The organism is Rhodanobacter sp. C05, from assembly GCF_002001165.1.
GTDB lineage: Bacteria > Pseudomonadota > Gammaproteobacteria > Xanthomonadales > Rhodanobacteraceae > Rhodanobacter.
In genome coordinates this window covers 33,058-54,812 of sequence record NZ_MUNQ01000019.1, presented here as the reverse complement: position 1 = coordinate 54,812, position 21,755 = coordinate 33,058, and the positions used below count along the sequence as shown (strand labels likewise).

The window sequence follows — 21,755 nt, the reverse complement described above, 5'->3', positions numbered from 1 at the left end:
AAAATATGCAGGCAATACAGGAAACAGACGCCCGTTTTGACGCGGTGCTTGGCGTCGTGCGGAGCATTTATGGCGATGGGCCGATTCCGCTGCATCGGCCAGTGTTCGAAGGTAACGAGAAGCGGTACCTTTTAGATTGCATCGAATCGAACTTCGTATCCTCAGTCGGCAAGAAGGTGGTGGAATTCGAGCAGCAACTTGCCACATTCACCGGCGCAAAGCATGCCATTGCCACTGTCAATGGCACCGCGGCATTGCATGTGGCAATGCAACTGACCGGGGTGGATCGCGATAGTGAGGTCATTACCCAGGCATTGACCTTCATCGCGACCTGCAACGCGATTGCGTACTGCGGTGCGCATCCCGTGTTCGTCGATGTGGATCGAGAGACGATGGGCCTGAGTCCGGATGCTCTAGGAGCGTTTCTGGCCACGAAGGTCGTTCGTCGCGATGGCAATGCATTCAACATGGCGACTGGTCGTCGGATCGCCGCCTGCGTGCCGATGCATACGTTTGGCCATCCGTGCCGGATCCAGGAGATCGTTGCGCTATGCGACGAATACGGCATCCCTGTGATCGAAGACGCTGCCGAGTCGCTTGGAAGCTACCGCGATGGCCGTCATACCGGCACTTTCGGCAAGCTGGCAACGCTGAGCTTCAATGGCAACAAGGTGATCACTACCGGTGCTGGCGGCATGATCCTCACGGACGATAGCGAACTGGCAAAGCGCGCAAAGCACATCACCACTACCGCGAAGGTGCCGCATCCGTATGAGTTCGTGCACGACGAGACTGGCTACAACTATCGTCTGCCGAACTTGAATGCTGCGCTCGGCTGCGCGCAGATGGAGCGGTTGCCGGAATTTCTCGAAATCAAAGCGGCCGTTGCCGCTCGTTACGCGGCATTCTTCGCAGGACAGGGCATGCACTTTGTGCACTCGCCTGTTGGTGCTATTTCCAACTACTGGCTCAATGCACTCGTGCTAGATTCGCTGGCCGAGCGTGAGGCGTTTCTCGAATACAGCAACAGCCGCGGTGTGATGGTCCGGCCGATCTGGCGGCTGATGACGCGGCTGCCCATGTTCAGTGACTGCGAGCATGATGGTCTGGAAAATTCGCGCTGGCTGGAGGATCGCGTCGTCAATATTCCATCCAGTGTCCCCGATCATGCTTTGAAGGTGGTGAATCCATGAATCTGCTTGAGATGATCGGTCGTGAGCGCCAGCTATTCGATCTGGACGTGCAGCGAGAGGAAAAGTTGCTGTCAGAAAAGGTGGCTGCAGGGCGCTTCCTGGTGATCGGTGGCGCTGGCTCAATCGGACAGGCGGTAACGCGCGAAATCTTCAAGCGAAAACCGCGGGCGCTGCACGTGGTGGATATCAGCGAGAACAACATGGTCGAGCTGGTACGCGACATTCGCAGCACGCTTGGCTATATCGACGGCGATTTCCGCACTTTCGCGATCGACTGTGGTGGCCGGGAGTTCGATGCGTTGATGCGCAGCGAGGGTGGTTACGACTATGTGCTCAACCTCTCTGCACTCAAGCATGTGCGCAGCGAGAAGGACCCGTTCACCCTGATGCGGTTGATCGAGGTAAACGTGCTCAACACGATCCGCACGATAAAGCAGGCGCACGAACACGGAGCCAGGAAATATTTCTGCGTGTCCACCGACAAGGCAGCAAACCCGGTCAACATGATGGGCGCGAGCAAGCGCATCATGGAAATGTTCCTGATGCGCGCGAGCGCACAATTGCCGATCTCCACCGCGCGCTTCGCCAACGTGGCATTTTCTGACGGCTCCTTGCTGCACGGCTTCAACCAGCGCTTTGCCAAACGTCAGCCGATCTCCGCGCCGAACGATGTGCGTCGCTACTTCGTCACGCCACAGGAATCCGGTGAGCTATGCCTTCTGTCGTGCCTGCTCGGTGACAACCGCGACATTTTCTTTCCCAAGCTCAGCGAGCATCTGCACCTCACCCGTTTCTCCGACATCGCGGTACGCTATCTGCAAAACCTCGGTTATGAGGCTTATGAATGTGCCAGCGAGGACGAGGCACGTTTGCGTACCGGCGAACTCATCGCGCAACGCAAGTGGCCTTGCTATTTTTTCGCCAGCGACACTACCGGCGAAAAGGACTTCGAGGAATTCTTCACCCATGCCGAAACTCTGGACATGGCACGCTTTGAAAGTATCGGTGTGATCAAGAACGAACCGGTATACGACGAGGCACGGCTGGAGCACTTTCTCATCACGATCAGCTCGATCCGTTCAGGCGCAAGCTGGGACAAGCGTGAGATTGTCGATCTCTTCAATCACATGATTCCGGATTTCGCGCACAAGGAAACCGGCAAGTACCTCGACAGCAGGATGTGAGCATGCAACGTTTCTTCGACATAGCTTTATCCCTGCTTGCGTTGCTGGTGCTCTCGCCGCTGTTGATCCCAGTATTGATCATCCTGCGCCTTAGCGGTGAAGGCGAGATCTTTTACGTGCAGCAACGGGTTGGTCGTAGTGGCAAACTGTTCGGGCTGCTCAAGTTGGCAACCATGCTGAAGAACAGCCCGAACCTCGCCACCGGTACGGTCACCGTGAAGGACGATCCACGTGTACTGCCCATAGGCAGGTTCCTGCGCAAGACGAAACTCAACGAGCTGCCGCAGCTGATCAATATCCTCAAGGGCGACATGAGCATCATCGGGCCGCGCCCGCAGACCCAGCGCTGCTTCGATGCATTTTCCGAGGCGGTACAGGAGCAGGTCATCAAGGTGCGGCCGGGCCTGTCCGGCATCGGGTCGATCGTGTTTCGCGACGAGGAAAATCTGATGCATGGTCATGTCGAGCAAGAGCGCTATTACGATGAAGTGATTGCCCCGTATAAGGGGGTGCTTGAAGAGTGGTATGTGGCCAATCAGGGGCTGCGCAGCTACTTCATGCTGATCGTAATAACCGCCTGGGTCGTGATCTCCCCGAGGTCGTCGATTGTCTGGCAAGCCTTCGATAACTTGCCTCGCCCACCCGCTGGGTTGGCTGAAGTGCTTGGTACGTGATGTGAACACGCATGCCATGAGCAAGCGTGAACTGTATCGTCAAGTCGCGGCCCTGCATGTCGCGAACATTGATCAGGGTTTCTTGTCGCTGCTTGGTGTGCGCTTCGTGTCGCTGATGTATCAGGCGATCGACGAGGGCGAGGAAAGCGTGTTGCTGGTTATTGAGCGTGATGATCGTGTGATCGGTTTTGTTGCCGGTGGCAGCGGCATGAGGCCGATCTATCGCCGGATGTTGCGTCATGCTCCACGGGTGATGCTCGCGTTACTGCCCTCGCTGTTCTCGCTGCGCCGGGTTAGACGAATGCTTGAGATACTGCGTTATAGCCACAGAAATGATCGGTCGGTGCACCTGCCACGTGCCGAGCTGTTGAGCATCGCGGTGGATCCGGCCTATCGGGGCCAGCAGCACGCCGAAACACTCTATCGAAAGCTGACAGAAATTTTCAGCCGCCAAGGTATCGATGAGTTCAAGATCATAGTGGGCACGGCATTGGCGCCGGCACACAGGTTCTATCGGCGCATGGGTGCACTGCCGATTGCGGAGATCGAGGTCCATCAGAACGAAGCATCGACGATTTATAGCCAGCGGTTGTCAATGACTATCGATGCGGCAGAATGAACCACCAATACGCCGGCGATTGCAGGCAGTGTATCGGTCAGCATCAGAACCGGAGTAAGCATCGTGACGAAGCAAGTGAGCGTGCTCGATTTTTTGCCGGTGGCTGAGCATGCCGCCATCCATGCTGGTACCAGTAATTACGACTGCACCGCCGGCATCCAGAAGGCAATCGACACGGGGGATCGTGTGTATGTACCGCCTGGGGTATATCTCACCAAGCAGCTGAACCTGAAATCCGGCATCGAATTCTATGGTGCGGGTCCATCCAGCGAACTGAGGGTGTATGACGCGACGACCGCATGCCAATTTCTGCTGGCTACCCATGTACGTGATGGGGGTACCGAAAACACTGCAGACAATCTGCGCAATATCCATATCCATGGGCTCAAACTCAATGGGCGTGTGGCGGAATTGGGCTATTCGCCATTCTTTTTTCTACTGGCTGTTAACGCCACGTCAGACATGAAGGTAGAGCAGGTCACGTTCTATGGCTTCCGTGGTGATGGCATGTACGTTGGTTCCGGGACACTGAACACGACCAAACGATTCAACCAGCGCATCCTGGTGCGCGATTGCTTGTTCGACGGTGCAGTCAAGAACAATCGCAACGGTTTGTCGGTTATCGACTGTGACGGCCTGATCGTCGACAGCTGCATATTTCAAAATATTGGCAACTCCAAGCTGTCGGCATCAGTCGGTGGCATCGACTTCGAGCCTGATCACAACTGGAGTATCTATCGCGACGTCAGCGTCAGAGACTGCAAGTTCCGCAACATCGACTCCACCAACACAGCGGGCATCACATTCCACAATGCCTATCAAGTCGGGCAAAACATGCACGACTGGGAGGTGATTGGTTGCCAGTTCGACAACTGTTACTGGGGTATCGCATCCTCGGCAAAACCGAAGAATGTCGGTGATGTCGAAGACAATCTTACGATCAGTCACTGCCACTTCCTGAATTCTGTCCGCACAGATGTAGCGGTGAATGGTCTCAATGGCACGCGAATCATGGCGTGCATCTTCGAACGGTTACCGCCCGGAGCCGGGAAAGGTGGTGATGCGATCCGCCTAGGCACGTCCACCTCCGCTCGCAGCAGCAGCGCTCTCAATGCGGTCATCACTGGCAACATGTTCAGCGGCATTCACCCACAACTCGGTGTGATCGGCGTAATCGGTGTAAATGGGCTGGTGTGCGCCGGAAACAGTTTCACCGACATTGTGGGTACCTGCATCAGCTTCCCGACAGAGGATATGGCCAATACTGCAGGACATATTGAGTCGGTAATCATTTCGGGAAATGTGGTGCAACATAGTGCGCGCCTGGTTGCTGGTCGGCCTATAAATACGGTTTTTCTGGCCGTGAGCAAGAGTGTGAATGGAGGTGCCAGCAGCGTTGTTCTCGACGAATCTTGCTTTGAGTACAATAACCAGCTGGGTAGCGGCGTACGTCCGGTCGCTAGCGGTGAAACGGTCCAGTTCCGTGGACGAGTCACTCCCTGAAATGCGATGACGCTTATGTCGAGTGCGGAAGTTTAGGCGAGGCCACGAAGCTTGTAGATCCACAGGCCAAGGTATTCATGCAAAATATGCGAGCAACGCCACAGCTCCGCACGCTGTGGTCGCCATCGATGGTTATCTCGAAAGGGACTATTTAGCTGAGAGCTAAACGCTGGCGCGGGTACTACGTCCATTCCCTGTTTACGGAAGCTGGCGACTGCTCGCGGCATGTGTAGAGCCGAGGTCACCAGCAGAATGCGCTGTATGCCTTGGTGTCTGAGTATGGCTGCCGAGTAAAGCGCGTTTTCATAGGTGGTTTTACTGCGATCCTCGATCAATAGCGCCGTGGATGGGACACCTTGCTGCTCAAGCATGCGAGCCATGTCCTGTGCGCCGCCATCACCTGCTGAAAGCAGAACGAGTGGCGCGCGCTGGGCCCTGAAGAGCAGATAGCCGAAGCCGGCACGAGTGGCTGCCGTAATGTTCGTATCGTCGTTCCAATCGCTGTTTTCATGTGGCGGTATATCACCACCGAGTACGACGATAGCACCCTCGTTAGGGTAGGTTGAGGCCGGCTTGATGGCGTATTGGTCTTCGAGGCCGCGCTGCAAGTGATCGACAAATACTGGCATGGCGCAGAAGGTGACCCATAGAGCTCCAAGAGTTACGATACCCAAGCCGATGCGACGGTGACGCGTCAGTACGAAGATCAACCCGATAAGGCATATAACCACTGCATGCGTAATCGGGTGGCTGTACCCGTAAAAGAAGGGCGGGAAGTACATATCGTGTGATTAACCGGAGCGCTGAAACTTGGTGGCTCGAAGATAGTTCACACTATAGTTTCTGTATACATAGAAATATCCGCGCTTAGTCAGTGCTAATTTCCTCTTGGCATGGGAGCGGTATGCAGCTCTTGATGGCGCTAATATGGGCAATTTCGATGCATTTGTAGGCATAATCATGCATGCCGCACATCCAGTGGGGCTGTTATTTAGCTAATGACTACTGACGAGATGGAGCTTGATCAGCCCCTATCTGATGGCCTTGCCATAGGTTCGAAAGCTATTAATCGGCAGGACGCGCTGCTTTAATCATTGCAACTTTGTTCGTAATGCGGTCGTCATTGGCTGCATTAATCCGAGTCGAGGCGCTGATTGGTTGTGCATTCTGACGAACCCAGATTCGTGTAACAGTCATTATGTAGACGCCGCCAAAGATGCAAAATATCGCCAGATTGGAGCCAGCTCCGGCACCGAGTGAGCGAGCTACGCTACCCACGAAAGCAATGGAAGCGGCTAGCGCAACGAGAGCAATTAGCGTTGCACGTGAACTTAGGCCAGCGCGAAGCAGGATGTGGTGAATGTGCCCGCGATCCGGCTTAAATGGCGACTTCCCTTGGCGTAACCGGCGGTACATCACAGCAAAGGTATCAAGTACAGGCAAAGCCACGCACCACAGGACATTGACTGGCGACAGACGTGTTCCTGGCTCTTGGCTCATGTGGATCAAGGCCCAAGCCAATAGATAGCCAACGAACATGCTGCCAGCATCACCCATAAAAATTTTGCGGCCCATAAAGCCTAGATTCGCAGCTAGATATGGAATTACTGCAGCGGCCAATAGCGTCATGAGTGCCATGCCGCTGTGCAATGGAAGTGGTCCCGCAAACATGACGATCGCAGCGATGCTTACCAGCGCCAGACTGCCAGCGAGGCCATCGATGCCATCCATCATGTTGAAGGCGTTCAACAGACCGATCACGGCGACCACGGTCAACGGTATGCCCAACCAGCCGAGCTCCAGCTCGTAACCGTAGATGTGCCCCAAGGTGTGGACATACACGCCCGTGCTGGCGATGACGGCCAGGATCGCAATGGTCTGAACCAGCAAGCGAACCCGTACGCTCAGGTCGAATCGATCATCCAATGCACCAAGCAAGGCAAGTACGGCAGCAGTGCTCAGCAGAGAGTTCAGAAACGTATGGAACCGGCCATAGCAGAGCGCACCAGCGAGCACACCCATGAAAATGGCCAAGCCGCCAACCAATGGGACGCTGCCTACGTGATGTTTGCGCTCGTTCGGATGATCGACCAGGCCCAGTGGGATGGCGAATCGGCGCAGAACCGCTATCGCCAATGCTGAGGTGCATGCGGCGACCAGGCAAGCAAGGAGCATCCGTGTGTCCTGCATAGGAGGTCTTAGTGTCCTAATTGAATCATGTCAAAAAGAATGCTTCCGGAATTCCGGAGACGGTTTTTGGCGCGTGTCGCAATAGATCAGGGCAACGAGATGTGCTGGTGGTCGAATTTCGCCGTTTGTTCCGGAATCACTGCCATGAACAGCATGCGTGTCGCAGCAGCATGCCGATCGTGCCCCTCAGTGATGGTTCGTGTTTAGCGATATCAGTAGATGCGAAGCCCGATTTTATCATGCAGGAGCAGACGATATCTGCAGTACCTTGCAAGCGTTCAGCCAGTGGCTGTGTAGGTGAATGGAGTGTCAAGGTTGATAGTCGAATTGAGCTCGCATGTGTTCTTGCGGTCTTTGCTTATGCATCTCGCTGCGTATTGAGTATGTGATGTCGAGATGATCATTCGTTACGCACGTGCCTGGATCGATCTTTCAATTCGCTCCGATCGAGGGACATGCTCTCTGCTTTTAGTGCATGAGCCATGTCGCTATTTCTTGCGAATGGCGTTGGCTCTGAATAAAAAAACGGGCCGTTTGAGTCGGCCCGTTCTTGTCAGCACATCACAGCAATGTTACCGGCTTACTTCAGCCCGGCATCCTTGCGCAGCGCTTCGGCGCGATCGGTCTTTTCCCACGAGAACGCGGTGAAGGTGTTGCCGCTGGCATCCTTCATCTCGTACGGGGTACGGCCGAAGTGACCGTAGCTGGCGGTCTGCTGGTACATCGGATGGACCAGGTCGAGCATCTTGAGGATGCCATAAGGGCGCAGGTCGAAATGCTTGCGGATCAGCTTCTCGATCTTCTCGTCGCTGATCTTGCCGGTACCGAAGGTGGTCACCGAGATCGAGGTCGGATGCGCCACACCGATCGCGTAGCTCACCTGCACTTCGCAGCGGTCGGCAATGCCGGCGGCCACGATGTTCTTGGCCACGTAACGCGCGGCGTAGGCGGCCGAGCGGTCGACCTTGGACGGATCCTTGCCCGAGAACGCACCGCCACCGTGACGGGCCCAGCCGCCGTAGGTGTCGACGATGATCTTGCGGCCGGTCAGGCCGCAGTCGCCCACCGGGCCACCGATGACGAACTTGCCGGTCGGATTGATGTGGAACTTGGTGCCCTTGTGCAGCAGCTTGGCCGGCAGCACGGGCTTGAGGATGTGCTCGCGCACGGCCTCGATCAGGTCCTTCTGCTTCACGCTCGGATCGTGCTGGGTCGACAGCACCACGGCGTCGATCGCGGTCGCCACGCCATTCTCGTAGCGCAGGGTGACTTGGCTCTTGGCATCCGGGCGCAGCCATGGCAGCGGCGAGTTCTTCTTCTTGCGGACCTTGGCCTGCTGCTCGACCAGGCGGTGCGAGTAGTAGATCGCCGCCGGCATCATGTCCTTCGTCTCGTTCGTCGCATAGCCGAACATAAGGCCCTGGTCGCCGGCACCCTGGTCTTCCGGGTTCTTGCGGTCCACGCCCTGGTTGATGTCCGGCGACTGCTTGCCGATCAGGTTCAGCACGCCGCAGGTCTCGCCGTCGAAACCGACTTCGCTGGAGTTGTAGCCGATGTCGACGATGACCTTGCGGGTCAGCGCCTCCAGATCGATCCAGGCACTCGTGGTGACCTCGCCGGCGACGATCGCCACGCCGGTCTTGACCATGGTTTCGCAAGCGACGCGGGCGCGCGGGTCCTGCGCGAGGATCGCGTCGAGCACGGCGTCGGAGATCTGGTCGGCGACTTTGTCCGGATGGCCTTCGGAGACCGATTCGGAGGTGAACAGGTAGTTGGACATCGCGGTATATATCCTTTCGTGCGGATAGAGAGATAAAGAAGCCCGACATGATACATCGACGCTCCCGGTTTTGCAGCCCGGGCTGATTTTGGTGGCTGCGGGGTTAGGCGCATGTTCAGTCGCCCTTGGTGCTCCCTCCCCTGTGCGCAGGGGAGGGCCGGGGAAGGGTGCTTTTGATCTCTGTCGCAAGGCCGGGTAACCCCCTCCCAGCCTCCCCCTGCGAGCAGGGGGAGGAGCCTATGAGCAGGAGGAGGGTTAAAAGTCGCATACCAGCAGTTTGAGTTCGCTTCGCAACTGCTGCGCGGTACCAACCATGTGGCGCAGTGCCAGCTCCACCTCGGGCCAGCCTCGGGTCTTCAGCCCGCAATCGGGATTGATCCAGAGCTGGTCCGGTTGCAGCACGTCGAGCGCCTTGTGCAGCAGGTCGAGCATTTCCGCCGGTTCGGGCACGCGCGGTGAGTGGATGTCGTACACGCCCGGGCCGATGCCGTTGGGGTAGCGAAAGCGCACGAACGCGTCGAGCAGTTCCATCCGCGAGCGGCTGGTCTCGATCGAGATCACATCGGCATCCATCGCGGCCACCGCATCGATGATGTCGTTGAACTCCGAGTAGCACATATGCGTGTGGATCTGCGTCGCGTCGCGCACGCCGCCGGCGGTGATGCGGAAGCATTCCACGGCCCATGCCAGATACGCAGGCCACTCGCTGCGGCGCAGTGGCAGGCCTTCGCGCAGCGCCGGCTCGTCGATCTGGATCACATGGATACCGGCGGCTTCCAGGTCATGCACTTCGTCGCGCAAGGCCAGCGCGATCTGCCGGCAGACAGTCTCGCGCGGCAGATCGTCGCGCACGAACGACCATTGCAACATCGTCACCGGGCCGGTCAGCATGCCCTTCATCGGCTTTTCGGTCAGCGATTGCGCGTAGCTCGACCAATGCACGGTCATCGGTGCGCGACGGGCGATATCGCCATAGATCACCGGTGGCTTCACGCAGCGCGAACCGTAGCTCTGCACCCAACCAAGCTTGGTGAACAGATAGCCATCCAGTTGTTCGCCGAAGTATTCGACCATGTCGTTGCGTTCGGGTTCGCCGTGCACCAGGACGTCCAGACCGATGTGTTCCTGGAAACGCACTACACGTTCGACTTCGGCTTCCAGCAGGGCGTTGTAGGCGGCATCGTCCAGCCTGCCGGCACGATGGGCGGCACGCGCCTTGCGCAACTCGTCGGTTTGCGGGAAGGAGCCGATCGTGGTGGTCGGCAGCGGCGGCAATGCCAAGGTCTCGGACTGTGTCAGCTGGCGTATGGGATAGCCGGAGCGACGCAAGGTCGCCTGCGGGTTGAGTGCGCGCAGGCGGCTGCGAACCCCGGTATCGATGACGCCAGGTGCATGCGCCTGTGCGGTCAACAGGGCCTGCTGCGCCGCCAGTGCGGCGTCGGCTTCCGGCAGGCCGGCGAGCGCATCGGCATACACGCGCAGCTCCTCGATTTTCTGCCGGGCGAAGGCCATGGGGGCAAGGCGCGCTGGATCGAGTGTGGTTTCCGCCGCGAGATCGATCGGCACGTGCAGCAACGAGCAGGATGGTGCGAGCCACAGGCGTTCACTGCCGATGCGCGCCCGAGCCTTGTGCAACAGCGGCAGCACGCGCTCGGGCTGGCTGCGCCAGATGTTGCGCCCATCGACCACGCCGACACTGAGGATATGGCTGGGCGGCAGCGCGTCCAGCACACTGTCGAGCTGTTCCGGCGCACGCACCAGATCGATGTGCAGCCCATCCACCGGCAGCGCAGTCGCCAGCTTCAGGTTGTCGCCCAAGGCGCCGAAGTAACTCGCCAGCAGCAGTCGTGGTGTGCGCGCCCTGGCCAGTGCAGCGTAGGCACGCCGATAAGCGGCGTGGTCATCGTCATCCTGATCGAGCGCAAGACAGGGCTCGTCAAGTTGCACCCAGTCGGCACCGGCGTCCGCCAGTTGTTCGAGCAGCTCGACGTAGACGGGCAGCAGATTGTCCAGCAACGCCAGGCGGTCGCTGCCGTCGACAGCCTTGGAGAGCAGCAGGAACGAAACCGGGCCGAGCAGTATGGGGCGTGCCCGATGACCTTGTGCCTGCGCTTCGCGGAATTCAGCGAGTGGCTTGTCGCCGCTGAGCGCAAAACGTTGACCAGCCTCCAGTTCGGGCACCAGGTAGTGGTAGTTGGTGTCGAACCACTTGGTCATTTCCAGCGCATGCAGGTCATGGCCGTCGCGCTTGTGGCCGCGGGCCATCGCGAAATAGCCGTCCAGGGGGGTTTCGGCGAACACCGGCCGATAGCGCGAGGGAATGGCGTCAAACAGCACGGCTGTGTCGAGTACATGGTCATACAGGCTGAAGTCGTTGCACGGCACGACATCGGCACCGGCGTCCGCGGCCAGCTGCCAATGCCGATGACGCAACATGCTGGCGGTGTCGGACAGCGCCTCTGCACTGATTTCACCGCGCCAGTGTGATTCAAGCGAGCGCTTGAGTTCACGCTTGAGGCCGATGCGCGGAAAGCCTGAATAGGTAACGAGTGACATTGGATTTCCTCTTGCAATGGGCAAAGAGGAACGAAGGATGACCAGCATGATCGCTGTGCCTTTGACCTTCGCCCCCGCGGGCGAGCCGGCACTGCCGCGGGATGAGAGAAGCCAGCGCATCATCCGCATATGACGGAGGGCGCACGGGCTCCGGTGTTCCCCCGCGGAAACGCCAGGTCGGACAGAAGCGCGCATGCACGCTTCCGGCTGAGGCAGGTATTCGGGCTCGTGGACGTACGGCTCAACCTACTGTCCGTCGCTTCCCGGACGCATCGCGTCCAGTGCATGTAACGGAGGTCGTTTCCACATACCGCTGCGGGGCAGCGCCGGATTCACACCGGCTTCCCTTGAGTTATCTCTTTATTCGCATGAAGAGATAGTTACCATCAGCGTCGCAAAAATTAGCCGTATGGACGTCCGAAGTCAAACCATGCATCGGGTGATGCAGGAACGACAGGCTGGCTTGCCGCCAATCGACCAATCGTTTTCGTCGAATCGACCGGGGCCAGACACGGGGATCGTGGTTCAGGCTGCCAAGCGTTCGCCGGCAGCGAGTGCAGCGAAATACTCGCGGGTCAGGCGCAACTGCGTATCGGCCGATTCGGCGCGATTGACCACCTGCCGGAATGCGGCATTCTCCGGCCGATCCTTGGCGTACCAGCCCAGGTGCTTGCGCGCGATGCGCACGCCCTGCAATTCACCGTAGAACGCGTAGAGCTGTTCGAGATGGCCGAGCAGGATCGTGGCGACTTCGGCCGGCTCGGGCTCGGGCAGCAGTTGGCCGGTGGCCAGGTAGTGCGCGATCTCGCGGAAGATCCACGGCCGACCCTGTGCGCCGCGACCAATCATCAGCGCATCGGCGCCGGTGATGTCGAGTACATGCCGCGCCTGCTGCGGCGTACTGACATCACCGTTCGCGAGCACCGGGATGCGCACGGCTGCCTTCACCGCCGTGATGGTGTCGTACTCGGCTTCGCCTTCGTATTTGTCGGCGCGGGTGCGGCCATGCACGGCCAGCGCGGCGATGCCGTTGTCCTCGGCAAGGTGCGCGATGTTCAGTGCGTTCTTGTTCTGCCGGTCCCAACCGGTGCGGATCTTCAGCGTTACCGGTATCTCGACGGCATCGACCACGGCCTTGACGATGCGCGCCACCAGCGGTTCGTCCTGCAGCAGGGCCGATCCCGACCATACGTTACAGACCTTCTTCGCGGGGCAGCCCATGTTGATGTCGATGATCTGCGCGCCGTTGGCGACATTGAAGCGCGCCGCCTCGGCCAGCATCGCCGGGTCGTAGCCGGCGATCTGCACGCTGACCGGTTCGGGTTCGCCGACGTGATCCATCCGCTGCAACGACTTGCGTGTATGCCACAGACGCGGATCGGCATTGGTCATTTCCGACACGGCCAGACCTGCGCCCAGCCGCTTGCATAGCAGGCGGAACGGCTTGTCGGTGACGCCCGCCATCGGGGCGAGCACCACGGGTGGGTCGATGAGGTAAGGACCAATGCGCATCCGCACATTGTAGCCGGCCGGGCCGCCGCGAGCCCGGGCGTCAGTGGGTCGGCAGGACTTGGAGCGGCTGCGCCTGATGCTTGTGCCTGAACAGCGGTACGAACAGGAGCGCCATGACCAGCGAATAGCCGGCAAAGGCCAGCCAGATGCCGTGCCAGTCCTTGCAGATGGCGACGGTGTCGTCGCAGGTGTGGCTGGTGAAGAAGCGGTCGATCATCCAGCCCGCGATCAAGCTGCCCAGCACGGCGCCCACGCCATTGGTCATCAGCATGAAAAGGCCCTGCGCGCTGGCGCGGATCTTCGGGTCGGCCTGGCTCTCCACGAACAGCGAGCCGGAGATGTTGAAGAAGTCGAACGCCATGCCGTAGATGATGCAGGAGAGCACGATCATCCACAGGCCGTCGGCCGGGTTGCCAAAGCCGAACAGGCCGAAGCGCAGCACCCAGGCCAACATGCTCATCGTCATCACTGCCTTGATGCCGAAGCGCTTGAGGAAGAACGGGATGGTGAGGATGAACGCGGTTTCGGAGAACTGCGAGATGGAGATGATGATGGTGGAGTATTTCACCGTCAGCAGGTTGGCGTAGGCCGGCACCTTGACGAAGTCGCTGAGGAAGGCGTCGCCGTAGGCGTTGGTGAGTTGCAGCGCCGCGCCCAGCAGCATCGCGAAGATGAAGAACACCGCCATGTTGCGGTTCTTGAACAGCACGAACGAGGTGAGGCCGAGCCGATCCATCACGCTGCGGCTGTGCGAGGCATCGAGCTTGGGCGGGCACTTGGGCAGTGTGAAGGCGTACAGGCCCAGCAGCAGTGAAGCGCCCGCGGCCACGTGGAACTGCGCGGCAGATGCCTTGAGGCCCAGCAGGCTGGTCGTCCACGTGGCGGCGATGAAACCGACGGTGCCCCACACGCGAATCGGCGGATAGGTGCTCACCACGTCCAGCCCCTCCTGCTTCAGCGCGTTGTACGCCACCGCGATGGCGAGCGAGATGGTGGGCATGTAGAAACACATGTACAGCAGCACTACCCAGAACATCTGCTGCGGATTGCCCGCATGCGGAATCGCGAGCAGCACCGCCGCGCCAAGGATGTGGAACAGGCCGTACAGACGTTCGGCGTTGACCCACTTGTCCGCCACGATGCCCGCCAGCGAAGGCATGAACAACGAGGCGATGCCCATCGTCGAGAAGATCGCGCCGAAACTGGTGCCCGACCAGTGCAAGGTCTGGAACCACCACGTGCCGATGGTCAGCAGCCAGGCACCCCAGATGTAGTACTGGAGAAAATTCATGACGACAAGGCGGAGCTTCAAATTCACGGGCAGGTATCCGGCATGTGTGTCCCCTGACGCAGCCGAGGGAAATGCCCCGTGGCCACCAGCCGAGGCAGGTTAGAGGAAGCTGCGGGGAAGCGGCAAGGCGCGCTGCAGCGACCGCGCGAGCCGGCGAAAAGCAGTGGCTTGCGAAAATCGTCGGCTGTCCCGCTCACGAGCCTTCCGAATTTGCAGGAGCGCATCCTGTGTGCGACGCCCTGGTGTCGATCGAGCGAAGAGCATCGCGCACAGGATGTGCTCCTACTGGCGAGCTTTCAGGCTGCCGCATGCAGGACGGCAGCCACGCGCTCGCGCAGCAGCGGCAGCAACTCGGTCTCGAACCACGGATTGCGCACCAGCCACAGCCGGTTGCGCGGGCTGGGATGCGGCAGCGGCAAGTGCCCGTGCGCGAGATGTTCACGCCAGGCCTGCACCGTGTCGGTGAGGCGCGTGCCGCGCGGCACACCGAGGATACCGCCCTGCGCATACTGGCCAATCACCAGCGTCAACCGGACCTGTTTCAGCAACGGCAACAGTCGCGGATGCCAGGTCGGTGCGCATTCCGGCCGTGGTGGCAGATCGCCACTACGGCTGGTACCGGGGAAGCAGAAGCCCATCGGCACGATCGCGATGCGACTGGCATCGTAGAACGTGTCGCGATCGATGCTCAGCCATGTACGCAACCGATCGCCACTAACGTCGTTGAACGGGATACCGGTGTCGTGCACCTTGCGTCCCGGTGCCTGACTGACAATCAGTAATCGTGCGGTCGACGAAGCCTGCAGCACGGGCCGTGGACCCAGCGGCAGGTGCACATCGCAGATCCGGCAGGCGCGGATTTCGCTCAGTAGCTTGTCCACAGTGTCAGTCATGGAATATCGCCGTCATTGCGGCCTGTGCCGGAATGACAAGAACAAAAGCGTTGTCTCTTGCCATTCAAGGCAGCAGCTTGCCCGGATTGAGGATGCCGTCTGGATCGAACGCGCTCTTGATGTTGCGCATCAGCTCGAGTGTATTCGGCGATAGCGCCAGCGGCATGAATTCGCGCTTGATCATGCCGATGCCATGCTCGCCCGATAGCGTGCCTTCCAGCCGGATCACCAGCGTGAACACCTCGGCGAGGCAGGCATGCGCACGCGTGCGCTCGGCCTCGTCGCGAGGCAGGAGGTTGACGTGCAGGTTGCCGTTGCCGGCATGGCCGAAGGTGACGATCAGTACATCGTGTTTAGCCGAAAGCTGCTTGATGCCGTCGACCAGTTCGGGCAGGTGGCTGACCGGCACGACCACGTCCTCGTTGATCTTGTTCGGCGAGATCGTGCGCTGCGCTGGTGAGAGTGCCTTGCGGGCCGACCATAGCGCGCGGGTTTCCTCGGCGGTTTCCGCCAGGCGCAGCTCTTCCAGCCCGTCGCCACGGGCAGCGCGCGAGACGGCTTCAACCGAGGATGGCAGGCTGTCCGGCTCGCCATCGACCTCGATCATCAGCATCGCGCCAGCCAGCGGCACGCTGTCGCCGCCGTGCGCGTGCGCCAGCTTCAGCGCCACGTCGTCGATGAATTCCAGCGCGCAAGGCGTCACCGGCTGCGCCATGATCCGCGCCACCGCACGGGCGGCCGCACCGACGTTGCGGTAGGTGGCACGCAAGGTACGCACGGCGGACGGTTTCGGGGTGAGTTTGAGCGTGGCTTCGGTGATCAATGCCAGCGTGCCTTCCGAGCCGATCAGCAATCGGGTCAGGTCGTAGCCGGTTGCGCCCTTGCTGGTATAGGTGCCGCAGCGAAATCCTGTGCCGATGCCGGAGACGGCCCGCAACCCCAGTGTGTTCTCGCGCGGGCTGCCGTACTTCACCGTGCGCGGGCCGGCCGAATTGCAGGCGAGGTTGCCACCGATGCTGCACCAGGGTGCGGAGGATGGATCGGGTGGCCAGAAGAAACCGTGCGGCAGCAGCGCCTGTTGCAGATCACCGTTCAACACGCCCGGCTCGACCACTGCGAGGCGGTTGTCCGGGTCGATGCGCAGGATCCGGTTCATCCGCTCGAAGCTCACCACCACGCCGCCGTCCACCGGTACGGTGGCACCGGTGGTGTTGCTGCCGCGGCCGCGTGCGATCACGGGCATCCTGTGTGCGCGACATGCCTGCACCAGCGCTTCGACCTGGGCGTGTTCGGTGGGGAACGCCACGGCATCCGGCAGTGCGTGCTGGCGCGAGTTGTCGTACGAATAGGCGATACGCTCGGCCTCGCCGCTGGCAAGCGCATTGGCGGGGAAAATTTCGTGCAGGCGGGCGAGCAGTTCGGTGGAGAGCGGCATGCGTGAAGCGTAATCCACTCGCAGGGGAATTTCGGCGTGCACGGGTTTCGCTGCCGTCACGACCATGCGCAGGAGCTCACATTGGGGAATCTCGAAAAACCAGGCTTTTGCTCGTCATCCCTGCGAAAGCAGGGATCCAGTGCCTTGGGATTCAGTCGCTTGAAGTCGCTGGATTCCTGCTTTCGCAGGAATGACGATGGTTTTTCGAGATCCCCATTGGGCGCTCCTGCAGATTCGGCGGAAGGTCGTTTGGTCAACCAGCCTCGAATGCGCCACGCAGCCAGTCGCGACGGATGGCGTCGGCTGGCCCGTCGTAGCTGACCACGTCGAAGCGACAGGTGCTCCGCGCATGCTGTGGATGTGCGGCCAGCCAGTGCTGCGCAGCGAGGATCAACCTGGCCTGCTTGCTGGCGGTGACCGAGCTGGCGGCGTCGCCGTGACTGGCGCTGCGGCGATAGCGCACTTCGACGAAGACCACGATATCGCCTTCGCGCATCACCAGATCCAGCTCGCCATGACGGGTGCTGTAGTTGCGTGCCAGCAGGGTCAGTCCGGCGCGCTCCAGTTCGCTGCAGGCGCGCGCTTCGAACGGGTCGCCGGCGGCGCGCATCAGCCCGGCATGGGTGAGCTGGGACCGGTCGACGACGGACTTGCCGGCATGGACCCGGCCGGTGCCGGTGCGGTATCGGCGGGTGGCGCGCTGGAGGGCACGTCATCCGTCTGCAGGCTGCCGCTCAAGGGCCGCGCCAGGCCATCCTGGAACCTGGCCCAGATCAGCACGCGGCGGATGCGGCCAAACTGGTCGGCGGCAAGCTGGCCGCTGGCACCGGGCATGTAACTGCCCGGATGCGTACGCAGCCAGTCGAGGTACGGCACCAGATTCCATGCATCCATGCCGAAGGCAAACAGTCGTGCGGCGCTGCCGCGGGCGGACGGCAGTTGGGCCGCGATATCGTCATGGTTGGGCAGGCCCGGCTGGGCGTTGAACAGCCATGGTGAGTCGCAGAACTCCACGCCATCGAGGTCGCGGTTCGCAGTTGCGTCGTCGCTGCCGTCATAGACGTGCGAGGTGGCGAACACCGGCAAATGGATGTTGGCGATCAGCAGTTGCGGTATCAGCATGCGTGCCTGGTTCGGCCGCATGCTGATGAAGATGCCCGTATCGTTGCCGGCGCTGTTATCCGTCTCCGTCGGTGCGACGTCGGCGCTGCTGGCAGTGCTGGAACTGGCTGCGGGAGCTGTAGCCGGGCTGGCATGCGGAATATTCAGTCCGCTGACCGCATCGGTGAAGCTGGTCAGGGTCAGCATGTTGTCGAGCTGGCCGCCGCGAGCGGCGAGCTCCGCCTTGAAGGCACCGGCCGCGCGCTGGGCGAAATCATCGTTGGAGACCAGTACGTAGGCATGGTGCAGCCCACGCTCGATCATGTGGTCGGCGGCCTGGGCACCTTCGGTTTCCGGCAACAGGCCGAATTCGCTGGTGTCGCCGGCTGGCAGCTGGCGGTCATCCGGATGGTTGAGTGCGAGCAGCGGTACTGGCAGCTGTGCCTGCCCGAACACCGCGGAGACTTCGCCGCGGGTCAGCGGGCCGACCACCAGGGTGGCGCCGTCGCTGACCGCCTGCTGGTAAGCCTTGATGGCGCCATCGGCGGTGCCGTGGCTGTCATACACGCGCACGATCGGACGTGGTGCATGGTTGTGGCCGGCATCGAGATAGGCGGCGAAGAAACCTTCACGGATCGGTGTGCTGGCCGCGGCGTAGTTGCCGTCGCTGGGCAGCAGCAGGGCCAGTTGCGTGGGCGCCTTGTAGCCTTCGCGCACGTTCGCGTTGGCGCCCGGCAGCAAGGTGCCGACCGGCTGCTGCAGCTCCGGCTGTGGACGAGCCACGACCACGCCACGACGGCTCAGTGCCTCATTGGCCCACGACAGCATGCGGTCGCCCGGGCTCATCGCGGCGGTACGCTGCTTGAGCGAATCGACGTCCACCTTGCCGAGCAGATCCAGGATCTGTCGACGGTTCTGGGTGTGGTCGAAGCCGCTCAGCCGGTCGTCCATCTGCACGCGGGTGCGCGCGGCGCCCCAGTTGTCACCGCTGGCCTGCATGGCACGGGCGCGCAGTTCCAGCAGGCGCAGTTGCATGGCGGCCGGCACGGTGACATTCGGCTGGGTGGTGAGCTGCAACGCGGTCTGCGCATCGTGCCGGCTCAAGGCCAGTTCGGCGCGCAACAGGTCGAGGCGCAGCGGCTCGTCACCGCCCAGGCGCTGGCGCTTGATGCTGTCCAGGGTAGGGGCGGCGCGTTCGATCTGACCTTCCTCGCGCCAGGCCTCGGCGGCCAGCAGGCGGTAGCTGTCGGCGTGACCTGGCGATTGCGTGGCCAGCGTGAGATACGCCTGCGCGGCCTGGTCGAACTGACCTTGCTGTGCCAGCGCGGCGGCACTCTGTGCAGCGGCGATTTCCGCCGGCGAGCGCTGGACGTTGGTCGGTACGCAGGCGGCAAGGGCGAGCGAAAACACCAGTCCGATCGCAGCGGTGCGCGAGAGGCGCATGAAGCGCATGGGAGATCCCTTGTTCGTCATGGTCATCAATGCGCGATCATAGCCGATCGGATTGCCGGCAAAGAGGCTGTCTAAAGTCTCCCCGCAGCTCGCGTTTCCGTTGAGTGGCCGTCAGGTGATAGTGCGTGGCGCAGCGCCTGACTGGCCGTCAAGTCAAGCCGCGCGCTACCGCATGGCGGCCACTCAAAGGCAACCCTTCGGGCCGGGTCTGTTTGCCCACATGCCAGCGTCATCACTCGGTCGTGTACCGACGTACACTCCCTCGTTCTTCCTTGGCCTGCGCGCAAACAGCTCCCGGCGCGGGCTACGGGGAGACTTTAGACAGCCTCTTACGGCGCAGGAGTTCTCAGATGTCATCAGTTCAGCCAGGCTGCCTGTGGGTGGTCGCCACGCCGATCGGCCACCGCGACGATTTGTCCACACGTGCCATCGAAACCTTGCGTGCGGTGGCAGTGATTGCCGCCGAGGACACTCGCCACAGTCGCCCCTTGCTGGTGCATCACAACGTCGACACACCACTGATCGCCTTGCACGAGCACAACGAGCGCGATGCGGTGGACGCGATCGTGAGGCGGCTGCAAGGTGGCGACTCGGTGGCGTTGATTTCTGATGCCGGCACGCCGCTGATCAGCGATCCCGGTTTTCGCCTGGTGCGTGCTGCGCGTGCCGCCGGCATTCGCTGTATTCCCGTGCCGGGCGCCTGCGCGGCGATTGCCGCGCTGTCGGTGGCGGGACTGCCCAGCGACCGCTTCGTGTTCGAGGGTTTCCTGCCGCCGAAGGTCGCGGCACGGCGCAGCCGTCTGCAGGAGCTGGCCGGCGATGCGCGCACGCTCATCTTCTATGAGTCGTCGCATCGTGTGGCAGAGAGTCTGGCCGATATGCGCGATGTTTTCGGCGCCGCGCGCGAGGCGGTGCTGGCGCGCGAGCTGACCAAGATGTTCGAGACGGTGCTGGGCGAGCCGCTGGCCGAACTGGCTGCACGGGTCGCGGCCGATCCCGACCAGCAGCGCGGCGAGTGCGTGATCCTGGTCGCCGGTCGCGGCGAAGAGACGGATGCGAAGCTCGCCGAGGGCCAGCGTATCTTCGCGATACTGCGCGAGGAGTTGCCGCCGGCGAAGGCGGCGAAGATGGCCGCAGCGATCACCGGTGCACCGCGTAAGCTGCTCTACGAAGGCTGAGGCCTCGCGTGGAGTACAATTCCCGGTGGAGTCGGCCGGGCAGTCGCGTCGCACGCAAGTGCATCGAGGAAAGTCCGGGCTCCACAGGGCAGAGTGCCAGGTAACTCCTGGGCAGCGTGAGCTGACGGCCAGTGCAACAGAGAGCAGACCGCCGAACGGCATCTTCGGATGTGCGTGGTAAGGGTGAAAGGGTGCGGTAAGAGCGCACCGCGTACGGGGCTAACGTCGTACGGCACGGTAAACCCCACTCGGAGCAAGACCAAATAGGGGAACGATAACGCGGCCCGCGTTGTTCCCGGGTAGGTTGCTGGAGCCAGACGGCGACGTCTGGCCGAGAGGAATGACTGTCGCGTCGCAAGACGTACAGAACCCGGCTTACAGGCCGACTCCACCTCTTCCCGAATGCTTCCGGCGCGGCTTGTCCGCGCCGGAAGCTCGTGTGGCGTCTGGTACTGAACGCCGGTTCATCCCGGACCGGCCTGAAACATCGAATCAAGCCTGATTTGACGCCATCGGGCAGCAAGTCGCGAAATAAAAAATCCCCTGCTTTCAAGCACCTTGCACAGGTTCATGAGAAAGCGCTGGAAATACCGTCACAACTTCGCCTTTCTCTTTGATTCTCAAGCGAATTTCCCTTGACAGTCTCATGGGGCGAGATTATCGTGGGTTCCAGTGTGAAATCGTGGGTTTTAGTGGAGTCTAGACACTGTGTTCCAGGGCGAAACCGCCATCACTGTAGACGACAAGGGCCGCCTGGCCATCCCGACTGCATATCGCGATCTGGTGACGGGCGAGTGCGGCAACCGTCTGGTGATCACCTACAACCCGTTCGAACCGGGCTGCCTGTGGCTGTTCCCGCATGCCGAATGGGAACAGGTGCGAGATCAGGTGAATGCACTGCCCAAGGTCAAGGCGGCGCATCGCGACATGCAGATGAAGCTGGTCGGTGCCGCGGCCGTGGTCGAGCCTGATGGCGCGGCGCGAGTGTTGTTGCCAGCCAGTCAACGTGCGGCGGCGGGCATCGAGAAGAAGGCAGTGCTGCTGGGCATGGGCAACAAGTTCGAGCTTTGGAGCGAGCAGGCCCATCTGGCCAAGATCCGCCAGAGCATCGGCGAAGACGACATCACAGACGAAATGGCAGTTCTGCGCCTGTAACCGAAAACGGTGGGTGCAGTGGAATCGCGTTGTTGGACG

Annotated in this window: 17 protein-coding genes, 1 other RNA gene and 1 riboswitch; of the genes, 8 read left to right on the top strand and 10 right to left on the bottom strand. The window is 60.9% G+C overall.

Going from position 1 to position 21,755, the window contains the following annotated elements:
• Positions 1–5: 5 nt before the first annotated feature.
• From B0E51_RS15865 to B0E51_RS15845, 5 genes are all read left to right on the top strand, one after another.
• Positions 6–1,193 (top strand): LegC family aminotransferase, encoded by a 1,188-nt coding sequence (locus tag B0E51_RS15865; protein WP_077445848.1) that lies wholly within the window; start codon positions 6–8, stop codon positions 1,191–1,193.
• Positions 1,190–2,377: a UDP-N-acetylglucosamine 4,6-dehydratase gene (locus tag B0E51_RS15860; RefSeq protein ID WP_077445847.1), complete on the top strand. Its 1,188-nt coding sequence runs from the start codon at positions 1,190–1,192 to the stop codon at positions 2,375–2,377. The genes B0E51_RS15865 and B0E51_RS15860 overlap by 4 nt, the downstream gene beginning before the upstream one ends.
• A 2-nt stretch (positions 2,378–2,379) precedes the next feature.
• Complete coding sequence (locus B0E51_RS15855; protein WP_077445846.1) at positions 2,380–3,051, top strand: sugar transferase; 672 nt, start codon at positions 2,380–2,382, stop codon at positions 3,049–3,051.
• A 16-nt stretch (positions 3,052–3,067) separates the two neighbouring features.
• Positions 3,068–3,670 carry a GNAT family N-acetyltransferase gene (locus tag B0E51_RS15850; protein ID WP_077553983.1) on the top strand — a complete coding sequence of 201 codons (603 nt, stop codon included), beginning with the start codon at positions 3,068–3,070 and terminating at the stop codon, positions 3,668–3,670.
• A 63-nt stretch (positions 3,671–3,733) separates the two neighbouring features.
• Positions 3,734–5,173: a glycoside hydrolase family 55 protein gene (locus tag B0E51_RS15845; protein ID WP_254424551.1), complete on the top strand. Its 1,440-nt coding sequence runs from the start codon at positions 3,734–3,736 to the stop codon at positions 5,171–5,173.
• 32 nt (positions 5,174–5,205) lie between these two features.
• On the opposite strand, the gene B0E51_RS15840 is transcribed toward B0E51_RS15845, so the two are convergent.
• The 10 genes from B0E51_RS15840 to B0E51_RS15795 all read right to left on the bottom strand — a co-directional run bounded on the left by B0E51_RS15840 (position 5,206) and on the right by B0E51_RS15795 (position 19,383).
• The gene (locus B0E51_RS15840; RefSeq protein ID WP_168172657.1) at positions 5,206–5,883 is read right to left on the bottom strand and encodes a YdcF family protein; all 678 of its coding nucleotides are present in this window, start codon (positions 5,881–5,883) and stop codon (positions 5,206–5,208) included.
• Between the two features lie 355 nt (positions 5,884–6,238).
• Entirely contained in the window at positions 6,239–7,348 is a 1,110-nt protein-coding gene (locus tag B0E51_RS15835) for an undecaprenyl/decaprenyl-phosphate alpha-N-acetylglucosaminyl 1-phosphate transferase (protein WP_254424550.1), read from the bottom strand.
• A 595-nt stretch (positions 7,349–7,943) separates the two neighbouring features.
• The gene (gene metK, locus B0E51_RS15830; RefSeq protein WP_077445842.1) at positions 7,944–9,143 is read right to left on the bottom strand and encodes a methionine adenosyltransferase; all 1,200 of its coding nucleotides are present in this window, start codon (positions 9,141–9,143) and stop codon (positions 7,944–7,946) included.
• Positions 9,144–9,398: 255 nt separating this feature from the next.
• Positions 9,399–11,699 carry a 5-methyltetrahydropteroyltriglutamate--homocysteine S-methyltransferase gene (gene metE / locus B0E51_RS15825; RefSeq protein ID WP_077445841.1) on the bottom strand — a complete coding sequence of 767 codons (2,301 nt, stop codon included), beginning with the start codon at positions 11,697–11,699 and terminating at the stop codon, positions 9,399–9,401.
• 193 nt (positions 11,700–11,892) lie between these two features.
• Positions 11,893–12,102: riboswitch (cobalamin riboswitch) on the bottom strand.
• Positions 12,103–12,224: 122 nt separating this feature from the next.
• Positions 12,225–13,211 (bottom strand): tRNA dihydrouridine synthase DusB, encoded by a 987-nt coding sequence (gene dusB / locus B0E51_RS15820; RefSeq protein WP_077445840.1) that lies wholly within the window; start codon positions 13,209–13,211, stop codon positions 12,225–12,227.
• Between the two features lie 40 nt (positions 13,212–13,251).
• Entirely contained in the window at positions 13,252–14,529 is a 1,278-nt protein-coding gene (locus B0E51_RS15815; protein WP_077445839.1) for a nucleoside permease, read from the bottom strand.
• A gap of 269 nt (positions 14,530–14,798) precedes the next feature.
• Positions 14,799–15,395, bottom strand: a complete 597-nt coding sequence (locus B0E51_RS15810; RefSeq protein ID WP_174570688.1) for a uracil-DNA glycosylase family protein — start codon at positions 15,393–15,395, stop codon at positions 14,799–14,801.
• A 64-nt stretch (positions 15,396–15,459) separates the two neighbouring features.
• On the bottom strand, positions 15,460–16,830 hold the full coding sequence (locus B0E51_RS15805) for an FAD-linked oxidase C-terminal domain-containing protein (RefSeq protein WP_077445868.1): 1,371 nt from the start codon (positions 16,828–16,830) through the stop codon (positions 15,460–15,462).
• Between the two features lie 253 nt (positions 16,831–17,083).
• Positions 17,084–17,440: a YraN family protein gene (locus B0E51_RS15800; protein ID WP_077445838.1), complete on the bottom strand. Its 357-nt coding sequence runs from the start codon at positions 17,438–17,440 to the stop codon at positions 17,084–17,086.
• The gene (locus B0E51_RS15795) at positions 17,440–19,383 is read right to left on the bottom strand and encodes a penicillin-binding protein activator (RefSeq protein ID WP_077445837.1); all 1,944 of its coding nucleotides are present in this window, start codon (positions 19,381–19,383) and stop codon (positions 17,440–17,442) included. The genes B0E51_RS15800 and B0E51_RS15795 overlap by 1 nt, the downstream gene beginning before the upstream one ends.
• 350 nt (positions 19,384–19,733) lie before the next feature.
• Between B0E51_RS15795 and rsmI the strand changes: the two genes are divergently transcribed.
• From rsmI to mraZ, 3 genes are all read left to right on the top strand, one after another.
• Positions 19,734–20,561, top strand: a complete 828-nt coding sequence (gene rsmI, locus B0E51_RS15790) for a 16S rRNA (cytidine(1402)-2'-O)-methyltransferase (RefSeq protein ID WP_077445836.1) — start codon at positions 19,734–19,736, stop codon at positions 20,559–20,561.
• Positions 20,562–20,588: 27 nt separating this feature from the next.
• Positions 20,589–20,955, top strand: an RNA gene (gene rnpB, locus B0E51_RS15785) — RNase P RNA component class A.
• 314 nt (positions 20,956–21,269) lie between these two features.
• The gene (gene mraZ / locus B0E51_RS15780) at positions 21,270–21,716 is read left to right on the top strand and encodes a division/cell wall cluster transcriptional repressor MraZ (RefSeq protein WP_077445835.1); all 447 of its coding nucleotides are present in this window, start codon (positions 21,270–21,272) and stop codon (positions 21,714–21,716) included.
• Positions 21,717–21,755 lie beyond the last annotated feature (39 nt).